General features: G+C 30.7%; 14 protein-coding genes. 1 reads left to right on the plus strand and 13 read right to left on the minus strand.

Going from position 1 to position 16,520, the window contains the following annotated elements:
* Position 1 precedes the first annotated feature (1 nt).
* The 9 genes from DYE58_RS00110 to DYE58_RS00150 form a co-directional block, all read right to left on the minus strand.
* Positions 2-940, minus strand: a complete 939-nt coding sequence (locus DYE58_RS00110; protein ID WP_004822326.1) for an ABC transporter permease — start codon at positions 938-940, stop codon at positions 2-4.
* Positions 940-1,869 carry an ABC transporter permease gene (locus DYE58_RS00115; protein ID WP_004822329.1) on the minus strand — a complete coding sequence of 310 codons (930 nt, stop codon included), beginning with the start codon at positions 1,867-1,869 and terminating at the stop codon, positions 940-942. Before DYE58_RS00115 ends, DYE58_RS00110 begins: the two co-directional genes overlap by 1 nt.
* Positions 1,870-1,921: 52 nt before the next feature.
* The gene (locus tag DYE58_RS00120; RefSeq protein WP_004822330.1) at positions 1,922-3,718 is read right to left on the minus strand and encodes a peptide ABC transporter substrate-binding protein; all 1,797 of its coding nucleotides are present in this window, start codon (positions 3,716-3,718) and stop codon (positions 1,922-1,924) included.
* A 107-nt stretch (positions 3,719-3,825) separates the two neighbouring features.
* The gene (locus DYE58_RS00125) at positions 3,826-5,535 is read right to left on the minus strand and encodes an aryl-sulfate sulfotransferase (protein WP_004822332.1); all 1,710 of its coding nucleotides are present in this window, start codon (positions 5,533-5,535) and stop codon (positions 3,826-3,828) included.
* Positions 5,532-6,452, minus strand: coding sequence for an NAD(P)/FAD-dependent oxidoreductase (locus tag DYE58_RS00130; RefSeq protein WP_004822333.1), 921 nt, complete (start codon positions 6,450-6,452; stop codon positions 5,532-5,534). Before DYE58_RS00130 ends, DYE58_RS00125 begins: the two co-directional genes overlap by 4 nt.
* Positions 6,453-6,454: 2 nt before the next feature.
* A complete protein-coding gene (locus tag DYE58_RS00135) occupies positions 6,455-7,216 on the minus strand; it encodes a P-loop NTPase (protein ID WP_004822335.1) in 762 nt (253 codons plus the stop codon).
* Positions 7,217-7,278: 62 nt separating this feature from the next.
* The gene (locus tag DYE58_RS00140; RefSeq protein ID WP_004822336.1) at positions 7,279-7,884 is read right to left on the minus strand and encodes a histidine phosphatase family protein; all 606 of its coding nucleotides are present in this window, start codon (positions 7,882-7,884) and stop codon (positions 7,279-7,281) included.
* Positions 7,881-9,536 carry a MutS-related protein gene (locus tag DYE58_RS00145; RefSeq protein WP_115311897.1) on the minus strand — a complete coding sequence of 552 codons (1,656 nt, stop codon included), beginning with the start codon at positions 9,534-9,536 and terminating at the stop codon, positions 7,881-7,883. Before DYE58_RS00145 ends, DYE58_RS00140 begins: the two co-directional genes overlap by 4 nt.
* 170 nt (positions 9,537-9,706) lie before the next feature.
* The gene (locus tag DYE58_RS00150; RefSeq protein WP_004822345.1) at positions 9,707-10,648 is read right to left on the minus strand and encodes a D-2-hydroxyacid dehydrogenase; all 942 of its coding nucleotides are present in this window, start codon (positions 10,646-10,648) and stop codon (positions 9,707-9,709) included.
* A 295-nt stretch (positions 10,649-10,943) separates the two neighbouring features.
* Between DYE58_RS00150 and DYE58_RS00155 the strand changes: the two genes are divergently transcribed.
* Entirely contained in the window at positions 10,944-12,260 is a 1,317-nt protein-coding gene (locus DYE58_RS00155) for a TraB/GumN family protein (protein WP_004822347.1), read from the plus strand.
* Positions 12,261-12,332: 72 nt separating this feature from the next.
* Here DYE58_RS00155 and DYE58_RS00160 read toward each other — a convergent pair whose 3' ends face one another.
* From DYE58_RS00160 to DYE58_RS00175, 4 genes are all read right to left on the minus strand, one after another.
* Positions 12,333-13,526 carry an MFS transporter gene (locus DYE58_RS00160; RefSeq protein WP_004822348.1) on the minus strand — a complete coding sequence of 398 codons (1,194 nt, stop codon included), beginning with the start codon at positions 13,524-13,526 and terminating at the stop codon, positions 12,333-12,335.
* Between the two features lie 399 nt (positions 13,527-13,925).
* Positions 13,926-14,231, minus strand: a complete 306-nt coding sequence (locus tag DYE58_RS00165) for a hypothetical protein (RefSeq protein ID WP_040552865.1) — start codon at positions 14,229-14,231, stop codon at positions 13,926-13,928.
* Positions 14,228-14,920 carry a hypothetical protein gene (locus tag DYE58_RS00170; protein ID WP_004822352.1) on the minus strand — a complete coding sequence of 231 codons (693 nt, stop codon included), beginning with the start codon at positions 14,918-14,920 and terminating at the stop codon, positions 14,228-14,230. The genes DYE58_RS00165 and DYE58_RS00170 overlap by 4 nt, the downstream gene beginning before the upstream one ends.
* Before the next feature lie 244 nt (positions 14,921-15,164).
* A complete protein-coding gene (locus DYE58_RS00175) occupies positions 15,165-16,520 on the minus strand; it encodes a PFL family protein (RefSeq protein WP_004822355.1) in 1,356 nt (451 codons plus the stop codon).

Below are 16,520 nucleotides of genomic sequence, written 5' to 3' on the forward strand. Positions count from 1 at the left end.
CCTACTTTCTAAGTCTTGGGTCTAAAGCGTCTCTTAATCCATCTCCCAATACGTTAAATCCAAACATAATAAGCGAAATCATAAGTGCGGGAACTACCATTTGATAAGTAAGTCCTATAGCAAGAACTTCAAGTCCTCCGTTCGCCAAGTTACCAAGTGATGGAAGTGGGTCTTGTAAACCTAATGAAACGAAAGATAATGTCGCTTCAGAAAAAATTGCTCTTGGAATTATAAGTGTTAAGTTTACAAGTATAGGACCAAGTGTGTTTGGAATTATATGTTTAAATAAAACCCAAGCATCATTTGCACCCATTGAACGAGCTGCCATAACATATTCTGACTGTTTTAAAGATAGAACTTGACCTCTAACTAAAATAGCTGTAGGTATCCAACCAGATAATGTCATCGCAAATACCATAACCGCAAAAGAAGTTCCTGACCCTTTTTCAGCAAATACAACTGACAATAGTATTACTATTAGTAAGTATGGTATTGAATAAATTATTTCCGCTATACGCATTAATAAGGCATCAACTTTACCAGAACTCATACCTGCTATACCACCGTATAGTACACCAACAGTTATGTTTATAAATGCAGCTAAAAATCCAATTAAAAGTGAGAATCTTGCACCATAAGTCGCACGTGTAAATAAATCACGTCCTAATGAGTCAGTACCAAACCAAAAATCAGCAGAAGGTCTATGATTAGTATTTAGCATATCAATTTGATAATAAGTATATCCACTAATCATAGGCCCAATAATTGCAAATATAACCATAAATATTATTATTATTAAACCGAACATTGCAAGTTTATTATTTTTCAGTCTTCTCCAAACATCAGCCCAATATTTTATAGTAGGTCTTTTGATTCTCTCTGCATGCTCTGCATTTCTATCAACTTTTTTAAATAATTCAGGAGAAAATTTTCTTTCCATTATGCTTTTCCCCCTCCTTCAAACTTAATTCTTGGATCTATAATAACGTAAGCTATATCCACAAGTAAAATCATAAGTACTAATACTATTCCATAAAATACTGTAGTTCCCATAATAAGAGTGTAGTCACGGTCAGTTATGGCTTTTATAAAGAATCTACCTAGCCCTGGAATGCCGAATATTTTTTCTACCACAAATGATCCCATTAATAAATCAGCTGTAAGAGTACCTAAAATTGATACTATCGGTAATATTGAGTTTCTAACAGCATGTTTTAAAATGACTGCCGAGCCTGAAATGCCTTTACTCTTCGCAGTTTTGATATAATCTTGCCCTAGTACTTCGAGCATAGAAGATCTCATTAGTCTTGCTATTTGTGCTGTAGGCATCATACAAAGTGCAATAGAAGGCATAATTGTGTGCGCGAAAGAACCCCATCCACTAAGTGGAAGTCCAAGATTCCTCCCAACCACTTGTATTAAAAGAGTTCCCATTATAAATGAAGGTACTGAAATCCCTATAATTGCTATTAACATTGCAATATAATCAGGAAATCTATTTTGATATAATGCAGCTAATGAACCTAAAACAGGCCCAAATATTAATGACCAAATAAGAGCTTGTAGTCCAAGTCTCAAAGATACAGGAAAACCTCTCTTTATCATTTGGTTTACTGTTTCAGTATTAGACTTCATACTTTCACCAAAGTCTAATTTTACTATATTTTTTAAGTATCTTCTATACTGCTCAGACACAGGCTTATCAAGGCCATATTTTATCTCTAAATTTCTATAAACCGTAGCCGGTATCTTTCCTTCTTGTTGTAGAGGATTTCCAGGCACAGCATGCATTAGAAAAAATGTAAGAGTTATTATGAAGAATATTGTCAAAAACGACATAACAAATCTTTTTCCTATAAATTTTAACATCTTTATTCCTTTCTAAAAAGCAGAGCCCCACAAATGGGGCCCATTTTATTTTTTATTGAAATTCTGCATAAGTTAAAATTGGATATTGAAGAAGTGGCTTATAAACACCCTTTATATTTTCTTGTACTAGATAAGGTTGAGTATAGAAGTATACAGGTACTATCGGCATATCTTCCATCAATATCTTTTCCGCTTTTCTCATGTTTTCCATTCTAACTGTTTGGTCTGCGCTATTTTTTGCTTCTTTTATAAGAGCATCAAACTCAGGATTTGAGTAATTAGAATAGTTTTGCTCTCCACCTGTCACAAATAAATCTAACATAGTCATAGGGTCATAATAATCTCCAACCCAACCCCCACGACTTAGATCAAAGTCATGAGCATTTTCACGAGCTAGTTTAACGTTGAAGTCAGCATTTTCAAGACCTACTGTTACTCCAAGATTTTGATTCCACATTTGTTGAACAGCTTGAGCTATTTTCTTGTGTGATTCACTTGTATTGTAAAGAAGAACTTGTTTATTGATATCTTCGATAGTAATTCCAGATTCTTGCATTCCTTCTTCTAATAATTTCTTAGCTTCTGCTGCATCTTCTTTAATTAAATTACCGTTGATGTCTCTCCACTCTTTGTTATTTTCGTCAATTAAACCAAATGGTACCATACCTTCAGCGGCAATTTGACCACCCTTAGTTATATTTTCTACTATTGACTTACGATCAAGAGCCATTGAGAAGGCTTTTCTAATTTTAGCATTTTCAAATGGATTCTTTCCATCTTCACTCTTAGTCATATTTAAACTGTAATAATAAGTTCCTATTTGTTTTCCAATAGTTACTACCGGCGATTTATCAGCAATTTTTTGTGCCAAAACTTCCGTTGGGACATCAGTTAATATACCATATTTACCAGCATCGAAGTTTTGATATGCAGTGTTGCTATCTTCAAGAATTTCCCAAGTTATTCCACCAAGTTTAACTTCAGATGCATCAAACCAGTTTTCATCCTTAGTTGTTTCAACTTTTGAGTTGTGTTCCCAATTAATTAACTTGAATGCACCATTTGATACAAATGTAGAAGCGTCTTTTGCCCAATCAGGATTTTCTTCAACAACTTTTTGATTTACTGGGTACAATGTGTAGAATGCTGTTAAGTCTGTGAAATATGGTGTCGGTTTTTCTAAAGTAACTTCTAAAGTTGTATCATCAATTGCTTTTACTCCAACTTCAGCTCTTTTAGCTTCTAACCATTTTTCATAAACTGCATCGGCAATTTCATCTTCGTTCTTGCCATTAAGATCAAGCCCTGCTTTATCAGCATCACTTATAACAACTTCATGGTCAACTTCGTTAGTATCATTTCCATCAGCATCTTTTACATAGTATACGCCAGGTCTTTCAACTGTGTTATAAGCTTCTCCTCCTTTTAAATAGTAAAGTTGGAATGCATAAAGTGAAGCTGTGTTAGGGTCTAGAGCTCTTAGCCATGCAAATTCAAAGTCTTTTGCGGTAACAGGATCTCCATTTGACCACTTGACATCATCTTTAAGTTTAAATGTATAAGTCAAACCATCTTCTGATACTGTTGGCATTTCTTTTGCCATACCAGGAGCTAAATTTCCATCTTTATCATATCTTAAAAGTCCTGTAAATAAGTGATTTAACAAATATGATTCATGAGTACCTTGCGCAAGTGCAGGATCTAAAGACCCCGGTTCACTAGTATTGTTTACGATAAGAATTTGTCCTTCCGCTCCATCTGTGCTTGCAGTTTTATTTCCACCACATGCTGTCAAAAATACTGCTGTCAAGATTAACAAGGCCACTAAACCTTTAAATCTTTTGTTCATTAAAATTACCTCCTCAATATTAATTTAATTAATTAATTTTACCATATTTTACAGTACTTAACAATCGTTTTGAAGTTATATTATCCCAAAGTGTTATAAGCTATAGTCTATAATAGATATTCCTCTATCTTCAGTGCCATATCATCATAGGTAACTTCTCCTACAAATCTATGAACTTCTACACTATTTTTATACATAACTGTTAATGGTACATTATCTATCTTTTTAGTTCTTCTAACAGACTTATTTTCATCTATGTCCAAGTAAAATGCAGCTATCTCGCCAAACTCTTCTTCAATCAATTCAATAACTATTTCTCTAACACTCTTACAGTGTACACAACTCTTACCACCAAATATTACAATTGATGTTGGATTTTCAGCTATTCTCTTATCAAAATTTTCAGTTGATATGAACTTAACTTTTGAAGACTCCATACTTATTATCTCTCTTTGAAGAGCTATTTCATCTTCATTTTCCATAGCCATGGTCATGAAATCTATATCGTTTTGTATTACAACACCTTCCACAAAAGTTTCTTTAACTCTTGTTCCCGTATTTTCCTCTCTAATTTCATTTTGATCTACCGAAATTTCTATAGGTTTTTCTCTATTTAAATAGTTGTATGGATATCTAAATCCTTGATATATATAGTTTTTAATTGCAAAATTCTGTTCTGCATTAACTCTGTATGGACAAACCCATCTCCAAACTACTTCATGGTCTTCTGTTATCTCATACATAATTCCTGCCGAACCCATAGAAACTAAAGTGTTTCCATTTTCAAGTCTTTGTAAACTTCCCCCATATGGGGAATAAAACTTATATCCATTTAAATATGTTGAATATCCTAAATCTCTAGGTGTTATCTTCCATTTTATATCATACGTTATCGGGTTAAATTCCAAAACTCTTGAATATGCTCTTCTATAATTGTTTATTCCAGTACTTGAGTTTAAATTTGGAACTCCATATCCTGACTCTGCTCCACTTTCAAAAAGTAAAATATTCCCTGCTCCATTCAACCCCTTTTTAATCATCTGTATATGAGTAGGACCTATTATCCCATGAAGTTTCCTAAATAAACTATCTTCTTTAGGACCTATTTGCCAAACAATTTTTCTCTTTTGTTTATCAATTATCCCAATAAAGTTTGATTGTCTTGAAGCAAATATTATATTGTCAGGAGCAAATCTCCTATCTCCTTGGTCATACCACTTGTTTTCTCCCAAGACTCCAAAAGAAGTTATGTGTAGATAGTCTCCTATCTCCAAGTTTGAAATTAAGTTAGGATTTCTATAAATTACATTTTTTTGCACTTCGGTATAACCAATTTCATTAAAATGATTTGAAAAAGAGAACTTCCAAACTACATTGCCATTTAAATCTACTTCATATATGACTTCGTCTAAAAGTTTTTTGTCAGATACTTCTGTGTTTACAATAGTATCATGACCTAAAATTAAGGTGTTTCCATTTTCAAGTCTATGGTAATCTCCATGAGCTCTGGCACTCCATATAGATTCTTTTTCAAGAAATCTAAATTTATTATATGACCAAACCACATTACCATCTTGTTCTATTTCTATTAAGCTTTCTCCATCTTGTGAAGAAAAATCAGATTTTCTAAATTTTGTAGTACCAATTATATTCCCATTCTCTAACATCTTTGCAGGCATAGCATTCATCTTAAAATGTTTTATTTCATTTCCATTCATATCGAACAATAAAACACCTGAACTAGGAGTTGCAACTAAATTATAACCACTGCAACACTTTTCTTTTTTATAAACTGTCGTGCCTGTTGGTAATATCATCGGTATTCCTCCCTCAAGTATCTATCTGCATAGACAGCTGCTATCGCTCCATCTGAAGCTGCTACAACAGCTTGTCTTAAGACTGTATCTGTGCAATCTCCAACAGCAAATAGACCTGGAATATTAGTCATCTTTTTTTCATTTACTTTAATAAACTTATTTTCATTTAGTATACCTAAATTGGAAACAATTTCTGTCTGAGGTTCCATCCCAACAAACATAAATATTCCATCTGTTTCTAAACTAGTTTCTTTACCTAATTTAGACAAAGTTATTGAATTTACATATTCTTCACCTTGGATTTTTATCAAATATGAATTGTATATTATTTCTATTTTAGGATTTCTTAAAACCTGTTTAAAAATATCTTTATCAGCATCAACTATGCCATCTGGATGTATTGAAATTATACTGACTTTATTTGCAAACTTAGAAATATATTCAGCCTCTTCAAGGGCAACGTTACCACTTCCAAGTATGTGGACATCTTTGTCTTTTACAAATTCTGCATCACAAGTTGCACAATAGCTTACTCCCTTTCCTGCAAACTCTGTTTCGCCTTCTATTCCTAAAACTTTTTCTCTTGTACCAAGTGCAAGAATTACTGCTTTTGCTTCAAAAGTTCCTCTTCTTTTAGTATGTACTTTAAATATATTTCCATCTTTTTCGACACCCGTTACAGTGCTTTTTATTCTCTCTACATTTTCTATGCCAAGAGCATGGTTCCTAAACATATCAGAAAGTTCTATTCCACTGGTTTGTATAATTCCAGGGTAGTTTTTCACCATTTCAGTGTCTTTTATTCTTCCACCAAAACTCTTTTTTTCTATTATGAGAGTATTTAATAATCCTCTCCCTGCGTATACACAAGCGGAGAGCCCAGCAGGGCCTCCACCTATTATTATCAAATCATACATAATTAAATACCTAATGATTTTGCAAAATCATCCATTCCTTCAATTTTTAAGCTCTCTACCAGACCTTCATCAACCATTCTTGAAAAATTAGGGTCTATAGGTAATGTTAATGTGCTCTTTATATCATGCTTTTTAGCTTCAGATTCAATCTTACTTTCACCATATATATAAGTTATTTCATTACAATGAGAGCATTTAAAGTAAGACATATTTTCTACCAAGCCAAGTATCTTTACATTCATCATCTGCGCCATCTTAACTGCTTTTTCTACTATCATTTGAACTAAATCTTGAGGTGTAGAAACTATTACAACGCCATCAAGTGGTATTGATTGATACACAGTAAGCTGGACATCACTTGTTCCAGGAGGCATATCCACTAAAAGATAATCCAATTCTCCCCAATTTACATTTTGATAGAATTGAGAAATTGCAGAGCCTACAACCGGTGCACGCCACAATACTGGGTCTGTGCTATTAGGTAGTATTAAATTAACACTGACTAATTTTATCCCCGTACTTGTTATTGCCGGATTTATATTCTTTCCGTCACTTAATACTTTTTCAGAAATTCCAAATGCACTTGGAACAGAAGGCCCTGTTATATCAGCATCAAGTATTCCAACTTTGTACCCTTGTCTACTTAGCTCAGTGGCCAAACTTTGACAAACAAAGCTCTTTCCTACTCCACCTTTACCGCTCACCACACCTATTGTGTGTTTTACATTTGAATTTTCATTTAAACTAAATTTTTGAATTGCCATTTATTTCTCCTATACTTATTATAATATTTTATATATGATTAATCAATCATTCATTCTCTGTTTTAAATTGTAGCTACTGGATTTTTCGGAGCTTTTTTTAATACTTTGAATTCTCCGTCAGAATACTCAATTATGTTAAAAGTAGCATTTCTAAGAACTCTATTTTCCCAAAAATCAGATATATCTATTTTTTCTACATAATTTAATATCGCAACAATAGTTACTCCATGACTAACTATCAAGACATTCTTATCTTTTGAATTTAAGATATAACCTTCAAAAAACTTCTTTACTCTATCCATCACTTCGTAGAGAGATTCTCCATCTTCTCTTTTATATTTGTGTGGTTCATTAAAATAAGTGGTATATAACTCTCTGTCTTCTTCTTTAAGTGTATTAAAATATCTTCCACTCCAATTCCCAACATCTATTTCTCTAAGATATGGTGTAGATATAATTTCATTGTCGGGTGCAACTATTTTTGCAGTATCTTCTGCCCTTTTTAAATCTGATGAGTAAACTTTATCAAATTTAATATTTTTAGATGACTCTCTTAATAACTCCGCCATTTCTATTCCTTCTTGAGTTAATGGAGAGTCCATTATACCTTGAACTCTATCCGCTCTATTCCACTCCGTCTGTCCGTGTCTTGTCAAATATATTTTCAAATACTCTTCTTATCCTCCAAATCTTTAGCCAATTTATATGAGCCTTCAATTATCTCATTTGGATAACCCATTAAATTTAAAATAGCTATTGCATTTCTTGATTCAGCTCTACCTAATTTTAATTTGTAGTCAAATTTTATGTCATCTTCTTCTATTTGTTCTTCAAAATGATAATTTGTATATTCACTCAAAAGTTCTGTCAATTCAATATCATGTGTAGCTGCCACTACAGTTGCGTCTTTTGCAATATATTTTAGAGTATTATACGCTGCAGCAATCCTATCTATTGTATTTGTACCCTTAAATATTTCATCCAATATCAATAGTTTTTTTACATCAATATCACCTATCATTCTCTTAATAGCTTTAGTTTCTGCCATAAAATAGCTCATTTTTTCTTCTAATGAATCTGAAATATCTATAGCTGACTCAACTTTAAAAAATGAAGTTTTCAAGCTATTTGAATGTGTAAGGCCAAAAGCATTGGCAAATATTACATTGATTCCAAGATTTCTTAAGAATGTAGACTTTCCTGAAGCATTAGAACCTGTTATTAAAACATCTATATTTGAAAATTCAAAATCTTGAGAAGTCTGTTCAACTCCTAGCAAAGGATGTTTAAGCCCCTTTGCTTCCAATATAAAATCGTCATCTACAAATTCTACAAATTTTAAATTTTCAGCTATTTTGTAAGAAACTATAGCTGTTATCGCATTTATATCACCGAGTGCAATGTATAATTTTAAAATATCTTCCTTACACTTATTTATCTCATCTGCAATAGAATAAAACCTGTTAGCTTCAATTAAAAATAATAAATCAAATATTTTTCTTATTCCCTCTGACTCATCAAAGTTTTTAAAATATCTTATTCCCTTTGCCTTATTGCGAATCTTCTTGAGTTTATTATTAAACTCTTTTATTTCTAATAATTCATTATATATTGAATCTATTTCATAATTTTCGATTTTTAAACCAAGTCCAAATATGGAAGATAAATTCCCTATATCTAATATAATTCCAGCTGTTGCCTTATTTAATTCCCTATAAATATAAAAATTAGCGAGCAGTAAAAAAAATAAAATACAAAAAGCAAGAAATTTATCAATAATTGCAACTAATATAAAAAAAATAAATCCAAATCTCAGAATTCGAGTAGGAATTTTTAAATTTTTAAACTTTTCATAATCTACACCATACTTTAATAAATCTACAATTGATTTTTTAAAATATCCAACTTTAGCAAATTCAAATTTAATCTCTTTGGTTAAATCAGATTTTTCTTCAAATTCTATTATCTTTCTCTTAAAATCTTCTTGATATGTTTTAGAATAGTTTTGTTTTCTAAGCATATTGTATAAGGATTGAGCCCCCATAATTGAATCGGTATGATTTATTTTTTTGTAAAGTTTATATAATTCTAAATCTTTAAAAGTTATATCATCTACATTTAATGGATTTTCTTGATACGTTTGAGATAAAATCTCTTCTGAAATTTTAACGTCTATTTCTTCTTTGCCAAATCTATTGTATGTAACTTCTTTAAGTCCTTTTAAATAATTATTCTTCATAATTTGTCCGTATATAAATACAAACCCATATATCGCAATTATGATTATAAAAATATAGAGTCCACTTCCGTATTCTTCCATAAATTCACCTCTATATAAATTTTACCATAGAAACCAATTTTTTATTCAATAAAAGCTTCTTACGCAAAAAATAGTTCAAATATAGAAATTAATTCTTTCTTACACTATTTATAGTAATAAAAAGAGCCGGCTAAGCCAGCTCAAATTTTTAATTATTACTTGAATTTTAATTATAAATTGAAGTGAGTTTTTAAGTTGTTTATTACAACAGCTCCAATATCATCTTGTGCGTCAATTGTAGAACCACCGATATGTGGAGTTACATATACTCTATCAAGTTCGAATAGTGGAGATTCAACTGGAACGTCCATAGTGTCAAGTCCGCCACTTCCTAATTCGTTAGAAATAGTATCTAAGTTAGCTCCGCCTAATTTACCATTCTTGATATATTTGTAAAGAGCTTCTTCATTTACGATTCCACCACGTGCAGCATTGATTATTATAGCTCCATCTTTCATTCTTGCCATAGATTCTTCATTGAACATATCTTTTGTATCTGGAGTTAGTGGCACGTGTAAAGTAACTACGTCTGAATTTTCAATAACTTCATCTAATGTAGTAAGTTTTACATATTCTTGTTTGATGTCTTCCGGTTTTAAGAATGGATCATAAGCGATAACATCCATATGGAAAACATTAGCAAATTCAGCAACACGTCTACCAATTGCGCCAAATCCTATAATCCCCATAGTTTTGTTTCTCATTTCACGACCAATCCATCTATATTTATTCCAGATTCCACCCTTAACTTCATTTTGAGCTTGAACTGTATTTCTATAAAGATCAAGGACTTTTGCAATTACAAGTTCTGCTACTGCGTTTGCATTTAATCCCGGTGAGTTATAAACCGGAATATTTTTTTCCTTAGCATATTCTTTATCAATGTGGTTAGTTCCTGTTGATCCTACAAAAATAGCCTTAAGATTTGTTGCAGCATCTAAAACTTCTTTGTTTATAAATGGGTCAACTCTCATGATAAGAATATCATAAGGAGCGATAATACTTGCAAGTTTTTCGCTTGTAGGAAGCATTTCCTTATCTAATTCTATACCTAAATCCCTTAAACCTTCATCAATTACTTCTGACATATAGTCAACCATTAATGCTTTCATTTTTCTCTCTCCTTTTTATTACTATGTACGATCATTCAATTTTATTGTAACATACCTTTTTTTTAATTCAACTCTTTTACCTATCTTTCGAAAACAATTTCACAAGCTATCTTTCATTCATTTTTCCTATCATTAATTTTTATATAAAGACAGTTTTGAAATATATGTTATAATTTTTACTTAATATGAAATATTTAATTTAAATTTATTATTGCCACTTATACAACTCATAATTTTTAATAAGTTCAACAATTTGGGTATAATAATAAAATAATTACTTACTTTGGAGGTAAAAATGAAAATAATAAAAAAATTAACCGTTACACTTGGACTTACACTAACCCTTTCAACTAATGCTTTCGCAGCTCAAGTGCAACAACCTACTATAAGCCCTTGGGCTATTAAAATAGTTAACAACGCTCAAATGCAAGGAATAGTTCCAATATCTCTTGAACAACAAGGAAAAGACTTCACTGTTAAATTAAATAAACAAGACTTGGATGCTTTAAATACTGCAACCCAACAAAAACTTGAACAATATAAACTAAAGAAAAATACTAAATTTAAATCTGAAAATTCAAAAAATGACTTCACAAAAGAAGATGTAATAATCAACATCTATAACATAGTTGGTAAATATTCTGACGATTCAGAAAAAAATGCCGTTGAATATTTTAAAAAAAATAAATTAATCGAAGGCGATGGAGTTGAACTTGGTTTAAATCAACCAGCCACTCTTGAACAAGCCATAGCACTATATACTCGTGCTATTACAGATGTTGTAAATGACCAAAATATGGGTGCAAAAGGTGTTTTCTATAAAGCTGAAGCAAATGGAAACACTGTTTATATGCTTGGTTCAATCCACGTTGGAGATTCAACAATGTATCCTATAGATTCAGATATAATAGACGCTTATAATTCTTCTAGTGAATTATTTGTAGAAGCTGATATAACTAATGCCGAAAAAGTTTTGGCAGCACAGTCTTCTTTGATTAGCAAGACTCCTTTAAACCAAAAACTTTCTCCTGAGTTATACTCTCGCTTTAAAGCCATTATGGACAAATATAAAATTCCAGAAGAAAATTATAAGAATTTAAAAGTATCTGCAGCCTACACAAATCTATCATCCATCCCTATGGTAACTGAAATGCCTCTAGCTAGTGCAAAGGGAATTGACCAATACTTTTTAATAAATTCAAAATTAGATAACAAAAAAATTGGAGAAATAGAATCTATAGCTTTCCAACTTGACATGCTAGATAAATTTGGAGATCAAAAATATGTTAAATTAATTGAAGAATTAATTCCTCAAATAGAAAAAGATAATGCTAAAAAATTAGTTGAACAAACTAAATCTATGCAAAAGTTTTGGACTGAAGGAAATGAAAAAGGATTTTCTAAAATGTTCAATACCGGTGATGAATTTACAAAACATTTAGTTGTAGACAGAGACCCTAAAATGGCAGATAAAATTGATGAAATGTTAAAATCAAAAGATAAAAAAACATATTTTGTAGTTGTTGGAAGCGGACACTACACTTCTGAAAAATCTGTCATCAACTACCTTGAGGAAAAAGGATATAAGGTAGAAAATTTAACTGGAAAATAATTATTATACAAAATTTTATTTAATACTATAAATAAAATAAAATTAAATAATCACAAAGGCTAGCCATAATTTTTAGTGGCTAGCCTTTTTAACTTTTGCTATCTTTATTACACAAAATGCTATTAATGCAAATATCGAACATATTGCCCAAGAAATTTGTATCGGCATCTGATTAGACTCTAAATTAATATAACTTTTTGAAATTATTCCCGTAATTATTAAACCCATACACATTCCAAATTGGAAAAATGATGATAATAACGACAACAGTGTAGCTCTATATTCATTAGGTATTCTCTTATTTATAAATATTTGAGATGTAACTGGATACATTCCTCTTCCAATTTCATATAATATAAACATTGGTAATATAAAATAGAATTTATTTGACAATGAAGATAGCATTAAAAAGCAGAATAAAATAAAACATGTTATAGAAACACCATAATAATCTTCTCTATTTTTACTAATAATTTTAGCTATATAGATTCCTAATATCATTGCTACAGAAAACAATACTTTTAGTATTCCCATTATCCAAATTGGATAGTTGCTAGTTCCCAAAAATCTTGGTTGTTGAAATACATTAGCTGCTGAGTTTGAAAGTGCTATAAATAATGCTACAATAAAAATCATAAAAATTTCTCTGTTGTTTTTTACTATACTTAAAGAATCCATAGATATTGATTTAATTGTTTGTTTTTTATCCCCACTCATATATCTAAAATTATCTGATACAAAAAATATCATAAAAATTAATAATACTATACTAATTACAAAACTAAATATCCATGGATATACTAAATTTTTAGATGCCAATATTGCACCTAATATTCCTGCTACAATTCCTGCTACATTTCTAATAATATTGTTGTTTGAAAAAATTTCTTCTATTTGTCTATCTGTATTTTCCACAACCCATGCTTCTAAACTTCCTGAAATAAAACAAGTATATAATCCTGAAAATATTGAAGCAAATAATAGAATATAATACCCTTGTTTCTCTATAAATGTATATAAATATATCAAATGCAATATTAAGCCTATAATTATAGAAGCTTTCCTGCCATATTTATCTGCCACTAAACCTGTAGGTATCTCCCCTATCCACACAATAAAAAATCCAAATGCTAATAAAAAATTTACTTCTTTTAAAGATAAATCCTTGTACAATAAAAATATTATCAAAGAGGTACCTACTATTTCCTCCATTAAAAATTGCAAAAAACTTATTATATAAAATTTTATATGTGTTTTACTTTTCATATTATTAACTCTCCAAAGCTATTTTAATTTTACTTGAAAATATTAAATAATTTAAAATCTATCATAATAAAAGTGCAAATAAATACTTCACGTTAATTAATATAAGTACAGAAAGATAAATTACAATAACTGTAGCTATATTCTTAGGACATTTCTTAATATAGTCCTTAAAAATTTACAAGCTTCTCGTACTACCCTTTTATTATGTTATTTAATTTTATAAAATTGAAATTCCCTAAATAACTTTAACAAAGTGTTTTTAAGCTAAAACTCATCTTAGAAAATATTTTTCTCTGTTCCTCTAAATTATTTATTGGAATCAGTTCTTAAATTTTATTATTAATATTTAATTCTTATACTCAAATTTAAATCTTTTTATAACTACAATTAAAAATTACATTACATCAACAATATTCCTATTAATATTAACATTATCAACATCCCAATTTCATTACCCAAGCTTCCATACATTGAATTTAATTGATAGGTAAGTAAAATAGAAAAGCCTAAACTTACTTGAATGTATTTTTTCCACTTATAATTACTAGGTTTTATAAAAATTTTCTTTTTTATCAAAATATAATTTAAAACTTGCCATACTAATAAAGCTATTAATGAGCAAACTATATTATGCCCTTGTATAATTTTTGACATAATCAGATAATAGACAGTTAAATTTGAAATAATTGTAAAAAATCTTTTCAATTACTAGCCCCTCCTGTCCAACTATAATTATATTTATCTATTAGCCCTGTATAATTAGATACTCGATATGCAGTTATTTCTCTTTGCCACTCATAAATTCCCCTTTGCCTATCTTGACACTGTCTATTACAAATTTCATAATATACATCACCAGGTCCTGCTGACACTACAAACCCTACAACTGATGTAACTATGCTTGCAACAATCGGAACTCCCAAAACACTAGCTGTTATAGAGGCAACCAATGCAGCTTCTGCTTTATAATAATTAGCGCTAGTTCTTGTGCAATACCACGAATTCCAATTACCCCATGAATAAAAACTTATATTATTATCTGTCTCATGATTTTGCAGTACAAGTTCTTCATCCACTATGGTTATGTAATTTTCTTTTATTACTAATTGATTGTTTTTCCTCTCTACAGTAGTCAAGTTGTCATCACTATGTATTTTAATAAAGCTATCATCTCCATTTAAATACTGCTCTACTATATCAACTTTTCCTGTTATGGTATCAAGGTAACTAGCTTTTATATAACCATCTCTTTCCTCAATTATTTGTACTATATAGCCATTACTTACTCCATTTAATTGTCCTATAGCATTTACAGTAGAAATACTTGATATAATGATAATAAACGCTAAAAATATAGCTTTAACACTCTTTGATTGTATGGTTTTCGATTTCATTTTATTCGCTCCTTTAATAAATAATTGTTTCTACCCTACTTTAAAAAACATCGAAACCACCCCTTTTTCATTATACTACCCTTTATATTACATTTGAAATATTTATTAACCTTTTATAAAGTTAAATTTTTAATAGTTAACAATTATTCATACTAGAAAATCATAATTTAATTGATGTCTTCTTATTAAATTCAAATTAAAAACAGCATGAAAACTTATCTCATGCTGTACTTATAAAATATATTTAATTTTTAAAACTGTGAACTGGAGCAGGAATTCTTCCTCCTCTATTTATAAAGTCTTTTGCGGAATTATTTCCTATATCCATTATCGGTGCATATCCTAACAATCCACCAAACTCAGCAAATTCTCCAACACCTTTTCCTACAACTGGTATAACTCTAACTGCTGTAGTCTTGCCATTTATTACGCCAATTGCCGCTTCGTCTGCTATCATTGCAGAAATTGTTTCAGCTTCAGTATCTCCAGGTATTGCTATCATATCAAGACCTACTGAGCACACCGCTGTCATGGCTTCTAATTTATCAAAAGTTAAATGCCCTGATTCTGCTGCTTTTATCATACCTTCATCTTCAGATACAGGTATGAATGCTCCGGATAACCCTCCAACACTTGATGATGCCATTATTCCACCTTTTTTAACTGCATCATTTAACATTGCAAGAGCTGCTGTAGTTCCATGTCCTCCAACAGTTTCAATACCAATCTCTTCAAGAATTCTTCCTACAGAATCTCCTACTGCCGGTGTAGGAGCAAGTGATAAATCTATTATTCCAAAGTTTTTATTCAGCCTTTGTGAAACTTCTCTACCTACAAGCTCCCCCATTCTTGTTATTTTAAATGCAGTCTTTTTAATCGTTTCATATACTTCATCAATAGGTGCACCTTTTAATTTATCTATTGCAACTTTGACTACTCCGGGGCCCGAAACTCCAACGTTAATAACTGTATCTGATTCTGTTATTCCGTGGAAAGCTCCTGCCATAAAAGGATTGTCTTCAACAGCATTTGCAAATGCAACAAATTTAGCACATCCAATAGAATCTGCTTCTTTAGTCAACTCAGCAAGTTCTTTTATCTTATACCCAAGTAACCCTATAGCATCTAAATTCATGCCTGCTTTTGTAGATGCAACATTTACACTTGAGCAAACATAAGTTGTTTCTGCCAATGCTCTTGGAATTGAATTTATAAGGTTCAAATCTCCAGGGCCCATTCCCTTTTGTACCATTGCTGAAAATCCACCAATGAAATCTACTCCTACTTCCTTAGCAACTTTATCAAGCACTTTTGCATAAGGCGTATAGTCCTTTAATTCCGATGCTGCTGCTATAAGAGCTATAGGTGTTACAGAAATTCTATTATTTATTATTGGAACTCCATACATCTTTTCAATCGCACTTGTAGTATTCAAAAAATTTTCAGTTTCTCTCATCATCTTTTCATAAATTCTTTGAGTTGCCTTTTTTGAATCTGAGTCTATACAATCTAAAAGAGAGATTCCCATTGTAACAGTTCTTATATCTAAATGCTCATCTTCAAGCATTTTTATAGTTTCTAATATATTTCTTTTATCCAT

The sequence above is a fragment of the Peptoniphilus indolicus genome, assembly GCF_900454665.1.
Classification (GTDB): Bacteria; Bacillota; Clostridia; order Tissierellales; family Peptoniphilaceae; genus Peptoniphilus; species Peptoniphilus indolicus.